Raw genomic sequence first — 15,233 nt, 5'->3', positions numbered from 1 at the left:
AAAGCGCCTGCGGTTAAGCAGACGCTTTGAGGGAGATTAGATTTTTAAAGTGAACTTATTTAACCAGCGTCATTTTGCGTATTTGCTCAAATTCCCCGGCTTTCAATCGGTAAATGTACATCCCGCTGGGCAGCTGACTGGCATCAAAATCTACCTGATGGGTACCGGCAGCCTGACGGGTATTTACCAGATCAGCTACTTTCTGTCCGATTGAGTTAAACACCGTCAATTGAACATCCGCTGCTTCCGGCAGTGCATACTTTATAGTAGTGGTTGGGTTGAATGGGTTCGGATAATTATGAGCCAGATCGAATGCTTCCGGTACACCATTTTCATCCGTGATATCCGTGTCGGTTACCATTTGTACACCTACGGAAACAGAAGTTGTACCTCCGTCTTCATCCGTCACTTCGATATCCAATGTACCCGATCCGTCAAAATCACCATTGGGTGATAGCGTGAGCATCTGCCCGTCAAAGTCAACGTTGATTCCGGAGGTATCTACCGCAAACGTAAACGTCAGTGCGGTATCAGCCGATTCTACGTCTGCTGTACGGGCAAACATATCAGCAGTAAGTTCTCCATCTAATGGAACCTGCAGATCATTTTCGAACCCGGCCAGTTCCGGTAAGTCATTCACTGACTCTACGTGTACGATAAAAGACTGACGAGCTGTCGTAGCTCCATCGGTAGCTTCCACGGTTAGCGTATCGGTTCCGAAGATGTTTTCGAGAGAAGTGAAAACCAGGCTGGTATCATTCTGAACTTCCGCTTCCACAATATGACATGGCACCACAATGGAATAGCTCAGATTTGGGGTGTCATCATCCTGGAAAACCGTATCCAGATCAGCTGCTACAAAGGTTCCGAAATCTTCATCCAGCGTAATTTCAGAAATCGGATTTATTACCACGGGTTGACTGCTCAATGCATTAGAGTTCACAAAAGTGGCATCTCCGCTCAGGGTTCCGCTCATTGCTCTTCGGGCAGAACTGTATGTAATATCAGAAGCGGCTGTTTCACCTTCCTCCTGGTTTTCATCAAAGCGGAAGTAAGCAATCAGGTCTTCTTGATCGCCCATTAATTCTTTATAGAAATTATTGGCTATCTCGGATTCCGTGCGGGCTACATTCCAGATACGAATTTCATCCAGTTCCCCGCTGTAAAAGTTGCCATCCAGCGCATTTGGCCCACCTATTAAAAGAGGCTGTGGGTTTGGGTCAATAGTTCTGTCTTCGCTGTCTGTGGCATCGAGTGAACCATTCACATAAATCTTCAGATCGGTTCCATCATAGGTAGCCGCAATATGCGTCCATTGGTTTGCGGGGATGCTGGAATTAGTTGTAACCCGCGGCCCGCCATTGGTGATATCTCCAATCGTAAATGAAGCAGCTACTGAGCTTCCGGTACCTTCAAGTCGCAAGCGGTATCCGTCACTGGTAGCTCCTTTCTGAACAATCACTGCATTTTCATCGCTATTGCCATCATGATTAACCCAGGCTTCCACCGTCATGGTTTCTTCAAAGTTTACGTACAACTGTCTATAGCCGTCTAACGAATTACGGTTATCGAGGAGAACGTAATCAAGGTCACCATCCAACTTGAGTGCGTTTCCTGCTTCGTAAACAGAAGCTCTGACCGGGGTTGGGTGACTGAAATCACTTTCCTGTCCGTCTGCATTAATCGCTGTTGCCTGGTAGTAGTAGGTGTTTTCAGCAGTCAAACCGCCATCAGAATAACTGAAGGTAGAGGTTGAGGCTACTTCACTGCGATCACTTAAATTTTGTTGAGCAGATCGGTAAACTTTTTGGCTGGCCGGCACATTAAATGCCCGATTTGTTATGGAAACCTCTGTGGAAGTGGTATCAGCGAGTGCATAACTGTACGGTGCTACAGGGAATACGCCCGGAGCTGTAACTTCAACAGTTCCGCTAACCGGCACTTTTTGCATTTCGGTATGATAGGTATCCATACTTTTCACAATTGAATTCCCGGCATCATCAAAGCGATAATAGAGTTCAAGTCCTTCCTCATTCCCGACGAATTCCTTTTTATAATTGTCCTCGATATCCTGACGCTGAAGGGCGATGCTCCAAATTCCCAGTTCATCAATATGTCCGCTAAAGAATTGATCGGATGCAGCCGCATCAGCACCGATAAACAGGTCGAAGTCATTCCCGTCAATAGTTCGGTCTTCCGGCTCGGTATTGTCAAGCTCTCCGTTTATATAAACTTTGAGATCGTTGCCATCATACGTACCGGCTACGTGCGTCCATTGATTAGCCGGGATACTTGAGTTGGATACAATGGTCGGACCACCATTGGTGATATCCCCGATGGCAAATGCAAGATTGGGCGCTTGTCCTTCTCCGTCCAATCGTAGTACATATCCGTCTGCTGTTGATCCTTTTACAGCAATCACGGCATTTTCATCGCTTTGCCCATCGTGCTTAATCCAGGCATGTACCGATATATCTGTATCAATAATATCAAGTGATGGCCGGTCTGAAACCAATCCATAGGCATTTTTAGTGAGGTATAAACTTCCTCCACCCATCGTGGCGTAGGGCGTGGCCGTAACCATATTCGAAAAATCACTTTCGTTGGCTGAGCCATCTATAGTTGTAATCTCATAGTAGTAGGTTTGGCCGTTATTTAAGCCCGTATCGCTGTACTCATAGGTGCCTGAGGATACCGCGGCAACTTCCGTTCGGTCACTGCCATCCGGAGCTGTAGAACGATATACTTTGAAGCTTGAGGCTTGGTTTTCATCATTTGGTCCCAGACGTTCATCCCAGGTCAGCTCAGCCTGGCCGTTACCATTGTGGGTATAAAGATTAGGAGCAATAGGCACGGCTCCGGGACTTGCAATGCCGGCGTTATCACCCGTTAATGACAGGTTATTCGAACCTGCCAAGTCATTAACATTGCCCCCGCTGGAAGTGGAAAACTGATACAGAGCTGCAAGCCCGGATTCACTTCCCGTCAACTCTTCCAGGTAGGTATCCCCAATTTGAGCTGCACTGCGCACTGTGTTCCAGATTCGCACCCCATCCATCTCTCCACTCAAAAAATTTCCGGTTAATGATGCATTGGCACCCAGAGTCAGACTCGCATCGTTAGCATCAATTGTGCGATCTTCCTGTGAAGTTGCATCCAGCTGGCCATTAATGTAAATCTTTAAAAATTGACCGTCATAGGTTGCCGCAATGTGGGTCCAGCGGTTGGCGGGAACTCCTGTTTCAGAATATACAGCCGGTCCGTCATTTGTCACATCACCGATAACAAACCGAACGTAGGTTTCTTCACCTTCACCATAAAGCTGCAGGCGATATCCGTCACTACTCAAAGCCTTATTGATTAAGAAAGCATTGTCATCGCTTTCTCCGTCGTGTTTAACCCATGTTTCAAGGGTGATACTGGTTCCTGATATATCCAGAGATGGACTGTCTCCGGCCGTGGCGTAATCACCATCGCCATCCAGCGTCAGACTCCCTTGTTGTGCCCAACTCTGATGCGGAGCAGCTGCAATTATAAAAAGTGTTAGTATGGCCGAAAAAATGTAATTAAAGCCTTTACCCCGGGTAAATCCCCTTCTCTCATTGATTGAATTTTTGTGATTTGTATCTCGTGATTTCATCTGCATTAATTTGGTTAATGTTTATGATGACAGGCAGAACTGAGTATTTTAGCCCTGCCTCTCGTTCATACATACGTGGGGCATTTTTAAAACCGCTCAATTGATTACCTTTGCAAACCTGACTTCCATATCTAATACCCATGCACATGAACAGGATCATTTTTATTGGGATTATCTTCATCGGCTTCATTTCCTGTAGCCAAATTCAGAAAGAAGCAGAAACACGCGATGGTTTTATTCAAACGGATGATGGTGCTGCGCTTTTCTATCAGGTTCAAGGAATGAGTACTGACACGCTCCTTATCATTCATGGAGGCCCCGGAGCAGGCATCAACTCTTTTTCACCTTCTGCTAAACCGCTGGCTAAGGATTTCACACTCATTTTCTATGATCAACGCGGTGGGGGAAAGTCTACGCTCCCGGAAGACACCACCCGACTGAAGCCCGAATATTTTGTGGAAGACCTGGAAGCTGTACGCGATTATTTTAACCTTGATTCCATGAACGTACTCACCCATTCGTTCGGATCTATTGTTTTAGCTGAATATGCCACCAAATACCCCCATCACTTAAACCGGGTTGTTTTTCATGGATCTACCGGGCCGGTTCGGGCAGAAATGGGAGAATATTACCGGGCGAGGGCTCAACAAGCTTCCCCTGTTCCAGACACATCACTTACCAACCGGGCTTCAACCCTTTTGGCAAGCCTGCTGGAAGGAAGTGCCGATGATCCCGTCTTAACATGCCGGGAATATGAAGAGCTCTCCAAACAAATCGCCACTTTGAGGGGCGAAAGGGCCTCTCACAAAGGTTCAACCTGTGATGGGCCGGCCGAAGCGGTTAAATATTACTACCAATATACCGCTCAGCTTGCACCGGCTTTCTTCGGCAACTGGGATTATTCTGAAAAACTGAAGGACGTTAAGGCACCACTTCTTGTCGTTTACGGAAAGGAGGATTCCCTTGCTATTTCCAGTCAGCGCAGGTGGACAGATATCACCCAAAACAGCCGGTTACTGTTGGTTCCTGAAGCTGATAAAGGAAGCCTTTCTGACAACCCCGGTTTCACACTACAGGCTATAACAACTTTTTTTAGAGGCAGCTGGCCTGAACAAGCTGAAGCAAACAAGTAAAAGTTCATAAGCCTATCAGAAAGTTATAAGAAAAGAAGTTGCCGAAGCCCTACCTTTGCATCAAAAAAATATTCCATGCTTACAATTCCCGCTATCGACTTATTAAACGGAAAGGCTGTCCGGCTTCATAAAGGTTCATATGAAGAGGTAACCGTTTATGACGAGTCTCCTGTAAATCAGGCCCGAAAGTTTAAAGAAGCAGGCTTTAAGCATATCCATGTGGTAGACCTGAATGGAGCGAAGGAAGGGAAATTCATCAATCTGCCGCACATTAAAGAAATTATTGACAAATTGGAGATTTCGGTACAAACCGGTGGCGGTATCCGGACTTTTGAGGATGTGGAGATGCTTCTCAATGCCGGTCTTTCAAAAGTCATTTGCAGTTCTATGGCTATCAAAAATGAAGAAGACTGGCTGAAAGCTCTTGCGAACTATCCTGAGAAAATGATTTTGGGCATGGACCTTAAAGACGGAAAAATTGCCTACTCAGGCTGGCTGGAAACGGCGGAAGAATCGGTAGAGTCTTTTCTGAACCGTATGATAGAGCATGGGTTGCAAGAAGTACTCTGTACCGATATTTCCAAAGATGGTACGCTTTCCGGTCCCAACTTTGAACTGTATGAAAACCTTCAAAAGCAATTTACTGATATCAAACTGATTGCCTCGGGCGGGGTTTCATCTCTTGAAGACTTAAACATACTCAACGAGGCTAACATCGATGCCGTGGTGGTTGGGAAAGCCTATTACGAGAGCCGAATTTCGCTGGAAGAAATGGCGGAATTCAATCGCTAAAGTTCTTTTATAGGATCCTAAACCGCACAAGTGAATACTTGCGCTCTTGCCTTTATTCCCTGAATAGAGAGTTAAAGATTACAATTTAGGGTTCTTTACTTTACCCATGAAGAGAATGGCCCCGCTGTTTTGTTCACGAATCATGAACACAAAAGGACGATCCACGGAAAACGTCTGGGGCACGGAAGTCACTCCTATTCCCACCGAAGTAACCGCAGCGGCTTCTGTTCCTTTCTCATCCACTTTTACATACGTTTTGTGATTTACCTGACTTATAAAGAGTCGGGCGTCCGGATTTATACCGGAAAAATCAGCTTTTCCCTCCTCAAACGGTACTTCCATCCCCATCGACTTCAGAATGTCGTTCATTTTGATTTTGTAGGAAAGTTCAAACTTGGGAAAAAGTATTGGCATGTCCTTTTTCGATAAACCCGCAATCCATGAGTCGAACTTCTCTTTGGTCAGGTCATCGCTGATAAATTCATCAATCGGCTTTTCTGTATCGGCTGGCATCATTACCGTCATACTAAACAGGCTGTCTCCATAAGCCAGGTCAATCATGTGAACTTCCTCATTCATGTTGATATTAAACAGACGTTCCTGCCTCATCATGTCCACCATTATTTCTCCACCTTCTTCAAGGCTAAAGGAATGTTCCCGGGTTTCTTCTTTATCGAATTGATAAGTCCAGTCGCCCTGAAAATAGATGGCATTTATCAGATACATTATCATTTCAGGTGGAATTTGTCCATCGATGATCTTTTCAATCAATCCGTTGGTATTATCAGCCACCCATTGATTTATGATGTCTGTGGATTTCGGATCGCTGAAATTCAACTCGCGTGTGGTGGCATCAAAATATTCTTCAAGAGTATTGGTGAACGATTCCTGAACGGCAAATCCTTCTCTGCTCCATACTGAATTTGCTATCTGCATTTTCACTTTAGGGTCGGCTTCCGTCAACAGTTTTATCAGCGACTGATATCCCTGGTTAATTTCATCCTGGCTCAACCCCTGCAATGCGAGCGTCTCCCGCATCTGCTCAAAAGTTTCACCTTCAGCTCCGTTCATCGTCATACCCAGAGCTACTGATATACTAAGCGGTGAAATGAAAATATTCTTTGATGAGTCTCCGGCAACCGTGCTTTTAAACACATTAAATCCGAATGATTGTCCGTCTTCAACCAGCTTTTTCTCTGCTGCTGAAAGTTCCCGGGGCAACTCCCCACTTGAATTCGGGCCGGTAACATCGGTGGTACAACTTAGCGGAATTAAAAAAAGAGCGAAGAATAAAAGTGATAGCAAGCGATTGGTTCTCATAGTCTTCTCTTGTAATTAGATAACTCAATATATTAAATGCAGAACCGCGGAGAAAATTGTCCTGCTCTACTTTTCACTAACGATTTTGTCAGCTCTTCCCAAAACATACAATCTCCCATGTGAATCCCTGAATCCCACATCCTTACTGTCGTACTCTTCTTTGGTGAAGGCCGTTTCTGATTGAATAAATATCGGTGCCGGGTTTTCGGGGGTCCCTTCACACTTCAACTGAACTCCCCGGATGGGATGTCCGCTGCAGAAATGCTCATAAGGCTGAACCGGAGCTGTACTTTTTCGTTTATGAGCTGCGATTAACCCGCCGGCCTCCGTTTGCCCATATCCTTGAATGGTAAATTCACAATGTGGGTTAAGCTGCTGAAGTTCACCTTCATCTACAGAGTAACCGCCGAATACAATATGAGGAACGAACCAATCCTCACCATACATTGCCCTCAATACCGCCGGCACCGTAAGCAGGAAATCAGGTTCGAACTCCTGAACGCTTTTCAGCCATTGGTCACCTTCTCCCTTTTTCGTAGTGATGAACCGATATTCGCACCCTAATTCTTCCGCCATAATCGCCCAGCTGAGCCCGGCTACATGCCAGGGTGCTGCCATCATCAAAAGCCGGTGGTTCGGTTTTACTCCGAATGCTTCTGCGGTAAACCGGGCATTCCTTACCAGGTTCTCATAGCTGTTCCAAATTTCTTTTGGTGAACCGGTTGTGCCACTGGAAAATAACCCGATTTGCTTTTCGTCCGATTCCGGATGTTCGGCACCTGGATTTTGGCCTTTCATTTTGGGCGGAATTAGTAATTGGGAGTCCGGACTTTGCATAACTTCATCTATAATATCGCATGCTGATTTTGAGACGTCCGTAAGTTTAAACTTCATAGCCTTTTTTCTTTTTTTGACAGTAACTCCAAATAAGCTCTTTGGGTTCACTGTCGGTACATCTTTATGCTTATTTTGCTAACACCCCTTTTAAGAATTTTCTATATTTGAAGTCTAATTTTTAACCCTGCGTAGTAAGGAATTTAAACTCACATACGAATTCCGTGTCCGCAGAGGTAAGCAGATTTCAGAACTTTATGCTCACAAAACGAATCATTCCCTGCCTGGATATCAAAGACGGCCGAACCGTGAAAGGTGTCAATTTTGAAGGACTCAGGGACGCCGGTGACCCTGTTGAACTGGCCAAACGATACAGCGAAGAAGGTGCCGACGAATTGGTTTTTCTGGACATCACTGCTACCCTGGAAAAGAGAAAAACCCTGGTTGAGCTGGTTAAAAGAATAGCTGCAGAGATTAACATTCCTTTTACGGTGGGTGGAGGAATTAAAACCGTTGATGAAATTGAAGAGCTTCTTAAATCCGGAGCCGATAAAGTTTCCCTGAACAGCAGTATTGTGAAGAACCCGGAGCTCATTGATGACGCCTCCGCCGCATTTGGTGCTCAGGCTATTGTAGCAGCTGTAGATGCCAAAAGGCACGGAGACAGCTGGAATGTGTACATCAAAGGTGGCACGGAAGATACCGGTTTGGACGCCATCGAATGGATGCAGGAAGTGGAAAAACGGGGAGCCGGCGAAATCCTGCTCACCAGCATGGATCGTGATGGTACTAAAAGTGGATTTGACATCGATATTCTGGAGATGATTAATGGCATCGTTAACATACCCGTTATTGCCAGCGGCGGTGCCGGTACCATCGAGCATTGTATTGAAGCCATCACCAAAGGAAATGCGGATGCGGTTCTGGCAGCCAGTATTTTTCACTTTAAAGAAATAGAGATCAAAGACCTGAAGAAGAACATGAAGGCCGCCAATATCGAAGTGCGGCAAGTCTGACCTTTTCTTGCATGCCTACGGCTGCTTTTCTGCCTCCAACACATACACCTCACTGGCTACGGCCTGGCCTAACATCTGCTCAATATTATCTTCCAGGCGGATTTTAACCGGTCCATCAAATGGGGCTTTCTCAATAACCTCAATTTTTGAGCCGGGCAGTACTCCGATTTTCTCCAGGTAGCGAAGCAGTTCCGGGTCCTGATCTTTCACCCGTCCGATAATATACGGGGTGTTTTCCTCAGCCTCAGAAATAGAAAGCTGAGCCATGGTGGGCATAATCCCGTCTTTGGAAGGAATAGGATCACCATGGGGATCGTGCGTGGGATGGTTCAGCAGTTCTGCAATACGGTCTTCAAATTGCTCCGAAATATGATGCTCCAGCTTTTCCGCTTCATCGTGTACTTCATCCCACGAATAGCCCATTACTTCCTTGAGGTATAACTCCAGTAATCGGTGATGGCGTAAAATCTCCAGGGCTATTTTATTTCCGGCATCGGTTAACTTGGCACCTTTGTAAGATTCATATTCCAACAAGTTCATCTTTGCAAGGCGCTTCAGCATGTTGGTCACCGAGGCTGAAGATACATCCAGGGCATTGGCAATATTGGTCGTCGTTGTCCCTTCACCTTCTGACTCTAACACGTAAATGACTTTCAGGTAATCTTCTACAGACTGACTTAAGCCCATGTTATTTTTTAATGATTCTCGCAATGGATGAAATTTTTTTAGGTATTGAACACCGCTACCGTTTAACAGCGATGTATTCAGTTATTAGCATTGGCTAAAATACAAAATTTACTGATTCGCTGAGGCATCGGCTTTTATTATGAGCAAAGTCATGTCGTCATGTTGTTTAACCACGCCTTTAAACTCGTTTACATCATCTACAATGATCTCCAGAATTTTTTCAGACGATGCTTTTCTTACCCCTTTAACGAGCCGTTCAAGCCGTTCCTCTCCATAAAAATGATTACCGGCATTCAGCATTTCGGTAATTCCATCGGTGTACATGATAACTACGTCACCCTCTTTCAACTTAAGAGTAGCTTCTTCGGTGCACTTGATGAAAGCCTCTGCTTTCTGAGCAACTCCAATGCCAACCCCATTTGGCTTCAGCCATTCTGTATCACCATTGGCACGGACCAGCAGCATAGGATTGTGCCCCGCTCTCGCAAAGGTAAACTGGCGTTTATCGGCTTCAAGGATTCCGTAAATCATGGAGATAAACGTACCACGTGTTGCATTTTCATTGAATAGCCTGTTCAGCTGATTCAGCAATTCAACCGGAGAAAGAATCAAGGCACTTAAACTGTGAAGCACCCCTTTAGTGAAGGTCATATAGAAAGCGGCCCTAATTCCCTTTCCGCTAACATCACCGATTGCCAGTGCCGTACGCTGCTCTCCCAGTGAAATCATGTCGTAGTAATCGCCACCGGTTTCCTGCGCCGGGATACAAATTCCGGCAATATCAATTCCCGGCAGATGATGAATTTTTGAAGGTAAAAACGTTTGCTGCACAACGCGGGCAATGGAAAGTTCTTGCTTTAACCGCTGCTCTTTAGCCTGATCCTCGATATAGCCGGGCACATATTCGGGGAGTTCGTCCCTGTCGGTTCCTTTAAATACAAAATAGATTCCCCCGACCGCGAAAGTCAGAAGTACCATCATGAACATGTAAAAGGTATTTGCATCAGGGGAGCCTTCGATTAACCAGCCTTTTGAAGTTGTCAGGAAATTGAGAAACAAAAAAGTTCCGAATACGATGGTTAAAAAGTCATACCGGAGATAGAAGTATCCCAACACAAATCCCAACACCCCGCGTAGCATCCGATCCAGACTATCCGGCTCGATGTTGAATGGAAGTATATCGATCAGCGCAAAAAGTACGGCACTTACAATCGGAATAATCCAGTCGCGGCCAACCAGGCCTTTTATCTGGTTTCCAATAATCAGATATAAGGGAACCACAATTACCAGCACAAAGAGCGTGGTAACCATCAGATTTGCTATGGAGGGAAGAAAATAATCATCCGACAAAAAACCTGTGTTTGCTGATATAAAGGAATGGTCAAAAACGGAAAGAAACAGTCCTACTACCCCTATCAAAATTCCACCAATAGCAATGGCGTTAACCATTCCCCAGCCTACGGGTTTATTCATAAATAAACCGCGGCGCACCAAATCCCAGGTTTTTAGTTTTTCGGGCCAGTATTGTCGGGTAACGGAGTCACTGACAGCCGTTAGCACAAAAAATCCAACGGCTCCAACCGCACCCATTATCCCAAGCATCATCAGGTTCTGAAAAATGGCGACCGAGCCGTTAAATCCGTACATCCATCCCATTTGGTCAACAAAGTTCAGAAACCAAAACCCGGGAACCAGAAATCCTGCAAGTACCGCAATAATTATGGCCGGCTTTGTATCGATGGCCCGGGCTTTAATCCTCAAATAAAACACAAACAATAGCCACAAGGCAAATACCAATATCACAAACAGTGATATACTTTCAAGCATGTCCGTTACAGGAGTCTCTGCTTCTTCCAGTCGCGGGAAAATCCGGTATGATAATGACTTCATAGAACCGGCAGGCAACAATTCCATAGTCAGTTCAACATGCACTCCTGATACGGAATCTGAGGCTGTGTAAGTTGCCCTTGCAAAACGTAACCCGGCCTGATCTATTAATTCGGTAGTGTCCGGTTTCAGGTCAAATGACCGCCAGGCTGTTCGCCCCAGGTAGAAGTCAGCCAGATTCCAGATGTTGTTCATCTCATAGACACTTTCATCCTGCGTTCCGCGAATTTCCCTTAAACGATCGATAATGGTTAACGCCTGAGAGTTGGAACCCGATTCTGTGTTTATGTGCTGATAATCGGAGAGCCCGGTGAGCAGGGAATCTTCCAGTCCCCTGGAATAATTATCCACCTGGTTTTGAAATACCGTTCGCACCGCATAGCGGTTAAACGGTCGCTGCTGGTTAATCAATTCCGTTGTGGCCAGGAAATCCACCACTTTACCATCGGGGGTCAATCCTACCTCCACCGAATAGTCATTATTTTCACTTTGAATGTTGTATTCCCGAACCTCCCATTTAGCCAGAGGAAGCTTGCTAAGGAAGTCGGATTCTTCCAGCCTCTCCTTAAATTCCCTGATTCCCCATTTTAGTTGAAGTGTATCAATTACATCCTCATCGGTGTTGAATTCAGTTTGAGGGTAAAAATCTAACGCCTGATACTGCCAGCTTTGAAAAACGGAGTCCGCTTTTTCAATGATGTAATCTTTAGGCACTTTGGTGTGGGTAATACTAAACGGGTGGTGATGCTGGAATGAATAGAAAAACCACCCTATGCCGGCCACCCCGAATAGAAAAATTATAACATCCCTAAAGAGTTGTTTACTCAGTTGCATGTATCTCTTTACGAAAAACTTGTATTAGGTTTCGTGAATATGCTTAGATTCAGGCAAATATCGAAACCGTTGGTTATTATTTATGTGCTTAATCACTTTTGCATACAAGGCTCATCCCAAATACGACTTAATCTTAGCCGGCAACAGAGATGAGTTCTATGGGCGACCAACCCGCAAAGCACAATTTTGGACAGAGGAAGGTAAGCCAAATATTTTAGCCGGCAAAGACCTTGAAGCCGGCGGAACATGGCTGGGCATAAATAAAAACGGACGCTGGAGTGCACTTACCAATTACCGAGACCCCTCCATCAAAAAAGAAGACCCGCCCAGCAGAGGGGAAATTGTTCTGGATTACCTGAAGAATGAACAAACAGCGATGGATTATCTGGCCGGACTTTCGAAGAAGGCTGAATTATACAATGGATTTAATTTACTGATCTGGGATCACAAGGATTTCTATCATTATTCCAACCAGAATAAAAAGGTGAGCCGGATTGAACCGGGAGTTCATGGTCTCAGTAACGCCCTGCTCGATACCCCCTGGCCCAAGCTGGAGAGAGCCAATCAGCAATTGAACAAGATTATTGAAGAAGAGGATTTTGATAAAGAAGATCTGTTCAAACTTCTGGCTAATGAAAAAAAAGCTGCTGAAGGTGAACTTCCTGTAACCGGAATCCCCAAAGAATTGGAAAAAGCGGTCTCTTCCATTTTTATCAAAACCGAAAGCTATGGTTCCCGCTGTTCTACCGTTCTGCTGATTGATAAGGAAGGGAATATTGATTTTACCGAGCGGCGGTTTAAGCCGGGAACCACCCAGATTGAAGGCGAGCAGCACTTCCGTATTTAATCACCTGCTTTTTTAAAGTAATGGGAGGGTAAATCCGTGCAGCCTGCACTGCTGAGTGTTAACAGGTTCTCCTCGCTGTTATAACTTCCCCTCATATCACAACCTTTGTCGTCTTTCAATTTCATATAAAACGAATTTTCCTGCCACCCTTTCTTCTTCTCCCTTACCCAGAACTCATACATAATTTCATCATTCCGGTACCAAATAGCTTCTTGTGCATACAAGGTCAGCTTCATTGTGTAGTCCACCGAATCAGCATCAGCATTATTACCCCAGCCTCCTGCAGAGTGGGTCCACTTCCATTCTCCTATGGCTGCTACTGGAACGGTTTGCTCGTTTTCAAATAGATCACAACCAAGTGGTGCAATCAGTAAAAGGACAATCAATAGTTTTCTCATACTGTTTTGTTTGATTACTGACTAAATCAAAAACTTATCCGTCCGGCAAATATTATCCATCCAGACTGGTAATGGCCGGCTCTTTACCTTCCGGAGTATACGTTTCTGGATCGGGTATTTTCCCGAATTTGTAAATAATCCCCACAATGATAGCGACGCCAACCGGGTAAATAATCCAAACGGAGATGTTCAGAACAATAGCTGCAATCATAGCCAGAATACTAATGGTACCCACAATCATCGCATAAGGGAGCTGTGTATTCACGTGTTCCACATGATCACATTGGGTGGCTAAGGAACTCAAAATAGTTGTGTCTGAAATAGGTGAACAGTGGTCACCCCAAACCGACCCGGCCAATACGGCACTCACACTGGCGTAGATAATTTCGAGGGTAGTCTCCATAGGCACGCCGGTGTTATTTCCGATTTCCCATCCCAGAGGCACCACCAGTGGCATCAGTATTCCCATAGTCCCCCAACTTGAACCCGTCGCAAAAGCCGTCAGTGCTGAAAGCACCAGCACGATGGCCGGCATCCAATAAGGATTCAGCGTCTCCCCGAAAACAGAAACCAGATAATCGGCGGTACCCAGTGCTACCGTTACATCACTCAATCCCCATGCCAGAACAAGGATTAACACTCCGTCAAACATCACATGCATACCGTTCATCATGCCTTCGAGCGTTTTTTCGATATCCAGCAGCTTTTGAGCCAGGGTCATTCCTATGGCTACAACCACGGAAGCCAGCGACCCCCACAGTAAGGCATCGTAAGAATTAGCTGTCTCGATGATAGCCTGAATGCTGTCTCCCTCACCGGTTACAAACAACCCGATAATGGTTCCGAAAACAAGCGTTAAAATCGGGATGGCCGCATTAGCCCAGTGCGATTCAGCTTTCTTGGCCTCGTCTTCTTCGATTTTATCTTTGTATAGATTGTATTTGTCCAGTTTGGAATCGTGCTTGGCTTTATACAGGTCAATGCGGGCTTTTAACATCGTTCCAAAATCGCGACCGGAAGAGGCGATCAGGATTACAAATAAAATGGTGAAGAAGGCGTAGAAATTATACGGCAGCGAATTAATAAATACCGAATATGCCGCTTCGTTGAAATTGGCCATCTCAGCCTCAGCCGTGGCAATGAAGCCAACCATTGCGCCAATCCATGTACTAACCAAAGCAATGGTAGCGATGGGTGCAGCAGTGGCATCTACCAAATACGCCAGTTTTGCCCGTGAAATGCGAAGCTTATCGGTTAGAGGACGCATGGTATTCCCAACAACCATCGTATTAGCATAATCATCAAAAAACACGACAAAACCCATCAGGGATGTCACGAGTTGTCCCTGCACTTTTGTTCGAACAAACCGGGTAATGGCTTTGATAACACCCCGGGTACCTCCGTTATCCGTGATAATACCTACCATACCACCAATCAAGATGGAAAAAATAACAATGCTCATTCTGTCCGGATCAGAAACACCCGGCACAATGTACTCACTGAGAGAAGCAAAGAAGCTGTCAAATACATTTAAAAAAGTGAGTTCCCCTGCAAGGTAGGCTCCCATCCAAATCCCTAAAAACAACGCAAACAAAACCTGTCGGAAAATAAGGGCAATACCAATAGCTACCAGTGGAGGCAGAATACTGAGCCAGCTTCCAACGATGGAAGAAGAAGCTTCGGCCGTTTGTACATCTGCCCAGGCATACTGAGAAGCTAAAATGAATAGGGAAACCACCCCAATGAGTGCTGCTATTTTCTTTTTCATGCGTGATTAGTGTATCTGATTATTAAGCCGCTCAGAAAATAACATCTATTGAGTTAAAACCAAGATGCTAAGTTGAG

General features: G+C 45.3%; 11 protein-coding genes. 4 read left to right on the top strand and 7 right to left on the bottom strand.

The genetic code is table 11. The features are described 5' to 3' along the window. Positions 1–55 precede the first annotated feature (55 nt). The gene (locus ABFW99_RS03740) at positions 56–3,640 is read right to left on the bottom strand and encodes a LamG-like jellyroll fold domain-containing protein (protein ID WP_349354600.1); all 3,585 of its coding nucleotides are present in this window, start codon (positions 3,638–3,640) and stop codon (positions 56–58) included. A 146-nt stretch (positions 3,641–3,786) separates the two neighbouring features. Here ABFW99_RS03740 and ABFW99_RS03735 point away from each other — a divergent pair, with 146 nt between their 5' ends. Both ABFW99_RS03735 and hisA read left to right on the top strand, forming a co-directional pair. Further along, the gene (locus tag ABFW99_RS03735) at positions 3,787–4,773 is read left to right on the top strand and encodes an alpha/beta fold hydrolase (RefSeq protein WP_349354599.1); all 987 of its coding nucleotides are present in this window, start codon (positions 3,787–3,789) and stop codon (positions 4,771–4,773) included. A gap of 75 nt (positions 4,774–4,848) precedes the next feature. Then, complete coding sequence (hisA, locus tag ABFW99_RS03730) at positions 4,849–5,565, top strand: 1-(5-phosphoribosyl)-5-[(5-phosphoribosylamino)methylideneamino]imidazole-4-carboxamide isomerase (RefSeq protein WP_349354598.1); 717 nt, start codon at positions 4,849–4,851, stop codon at positions 5,563–5,565. 78 nt (positions 5,566–5,643) lie between these two features. Here the strand turns inward: hisA and ABFW99_RS03725 are convergent, their stop codons facing one another. Both ABFW99_RS03725 and ABFW99_RS03720 read right to left on the bottom strand, forming a co-directional pair. Continuing rightward, entirely contained in the window at positions 5,644–6,885 is a 1,242-nt protein-coding gene (locus tag ABFW99_RS03725) for a serpin family protein (protein ID WP_349354597.1), read from the bottom strand. A gap of 66 nt (positions 6,886–6,951) precedes the next feature. Then, positions 6,952–7,779, bottom strand: a complete 828-nt coding sequence (locus ABFW99_RS03720) for an AMP-binding protein (protein WP_349354596.1) — start codon at positions 7,777–7,779, stop codon at positions 6,952–6,954. Positions 7,780–7,976: 197 nt separating this feature from the next. Here ABFW99_RS03720 and hisF point away from each other — a divergent pair, with 197 nt between their 5' ends. Continuing rightward, the gene (gene hisF, locus ABFW99_RS03715; protein WP_349354595.1) at positions 7,977–8,735 is read left to right on the top strand and encodes an imidazole glycerol phosphate synthase subunit HisF; all 759 of its coding nucleotides are present in this window, start codon (positions 7,977–7,979) and stop codon (positions 8,733–8,735) included. 15 nt (positions 8,736–8,750) lie between these two features. Here hisF and ABFW99_RS03710 read toward each other — a convergent pair whose 3' ends face one another. Further along, positions 8,751–9,446: a metal-dependent transcriptional regulator gene (locus ABFW99_RS03710; RefSeq protein WP_349354594.1), complete on the bottom strand. Its 696-nt coding sequence runs from the start codon at positions 9,444–9,446 to the stop codon at positions 8,751–8,753. Between the two features lie 84 nt (positions 9,447–9,530). Beyond that, complete coding sequence (locus ABFW99_RS03705; protein WP_349354593.1) at positions 9,531–12,143, bottom strand: SpoIIE family protein phosphatase; 2,613 nt, start codon at positions 12,141–12,143, stop codon at positions 9,531–9,533. A gap of 82 nt (positions 12,144–12,225) precedes the next feature. Between ABFW99_RS03705 and ABFW99_RS03700 the strand changes: the two genes are divergently transcribed. Further along, positions 12,226–12,990: an NRDE family protein gene (locus ABFW99_RS03700; protein WP_349354592.1), complete on the top strand. Its 765-nt coding sequence runs from the start codon at positions 12,226–12,228 to the stop codon at positions 12,988–12,990. On the opposite strand, the gene ABFW99_RS03695 is transcribed toward ABFW99_RS03700, so the two are convergent. Next, positions 12,987–13,388 carry a hypothetical protein gene (locus ABFW99_RS03695; protein WP_349354591.1) on the bottom strand — a complete coding sequence of 134 codons (402 nt, stop codon included), beginning with the start codon at positions 13,386–13,388 and terminating at the stop codon, positions 12,987–12,989. The genes ABFW99_RS03700 and ABFW99_RS03695 overlap by 4 nt on opposite strands. 52 nt (positions 13,389–13,440) lie before the next feature. Continuing rightward, entirely contained in the window at positions 13,441–15,156 is a 1,716-nt protein-coding gene (locus ABFW99_RS03690; RefSeq protein WP_349354590.1) for a Na+/H+ antiporter NhaC family protein, read from the bottom strand. Between the last annotated feature and the right edge of the window lie 77 nt (positions 15,157–15,233).

The organism is Gracilimonas sp. BCB1 (assembly GCF_040117685.2).
Taxonomy (GTDB): Bacteria; Bacteroidota; Rhodothermia; order Balneolales; family Balneolaceae; genus Gracilimonas.
This window is presented reverse-complemented; position numbering and strand designations above follow the sequence as displayed.

What these genes read in the sequence shown, in the direction of transcription:
- ABFW99_RS03700 (WP_349354592.1), top strand. Translation starts at nt 12,226, where the DNA reads ATGTGCTTAATCACTTTTGCATACAAGGCTCATCCCAAATACGACTTA.
- hisA (WP_349354598.1), top strand. Translation starts at nt 4,849, where the DNA reads ATGCTTACAATTCCCGCTATCGACTTATTAAACGGAAAGGCTGTCCGG.
- ABFW99_RS03740 (WP_349354600.1), bottom strand. Translation starts at nt 3,640, where the DNA reads ATGAAATCACGAGATACAAATCACAAAAATTCAATCAATGAGAGAAGG.
- ABFW99_RS03720 (WP_349354596.1), bottom strand. Translation starts at nt 7,779, where the DNA reads ATGAAGTTTAAACTTACGGACGTCTCAAAATCAGCATGCGATATTATA.
- hisF (WP_349354595.1), top strand. Translation starts at nt 7,977, where the DNA reads ATGCTCACAAAACGAATCATTCCCTGCCTGGATATCAAAGACGGCCGA.
- ABFW99_RS03725 (WP_349354597.1), bottom strand. Translation starts at nt 6,885, where the DNA reads ATGAGAACCAATCGCTTGCTATCACTTTTATTCTTCGCTCTTTTTTTA.
- ABFW99_RS03735 (WP_349354599.1), top strand. Translation starts at nt 3,787, where the DNA reads ATGAACAGGATCATTTTTATTGGGATTATCTTCATCGGCTTCATTTCC.
- ABFW99_RS03690 (WP_349354590.1), bottom strand. Translation starts at nt 15,156, where the DNA reads ATGAAAAAGAAAATAGCAGCACTCATTGGGGTGGTTTCCCTATTCATT.
- ABFW99_RS03695 (WP_349354591.1), bottom strand. Translation starts at nt 13,388, where the DNA reads ATGAGAAAACTATTGATTGTCCTTTTACTGATTGCACCACTTGGTTGT.
- ABFW99_RS03705 (WP_349354593.1), bottom strand. Translation starts at nt 12,143, where the DNA reads ATGCAACTGAGTAAACAACTCTTTAGGGATGTTATAATTTTTCTATTC.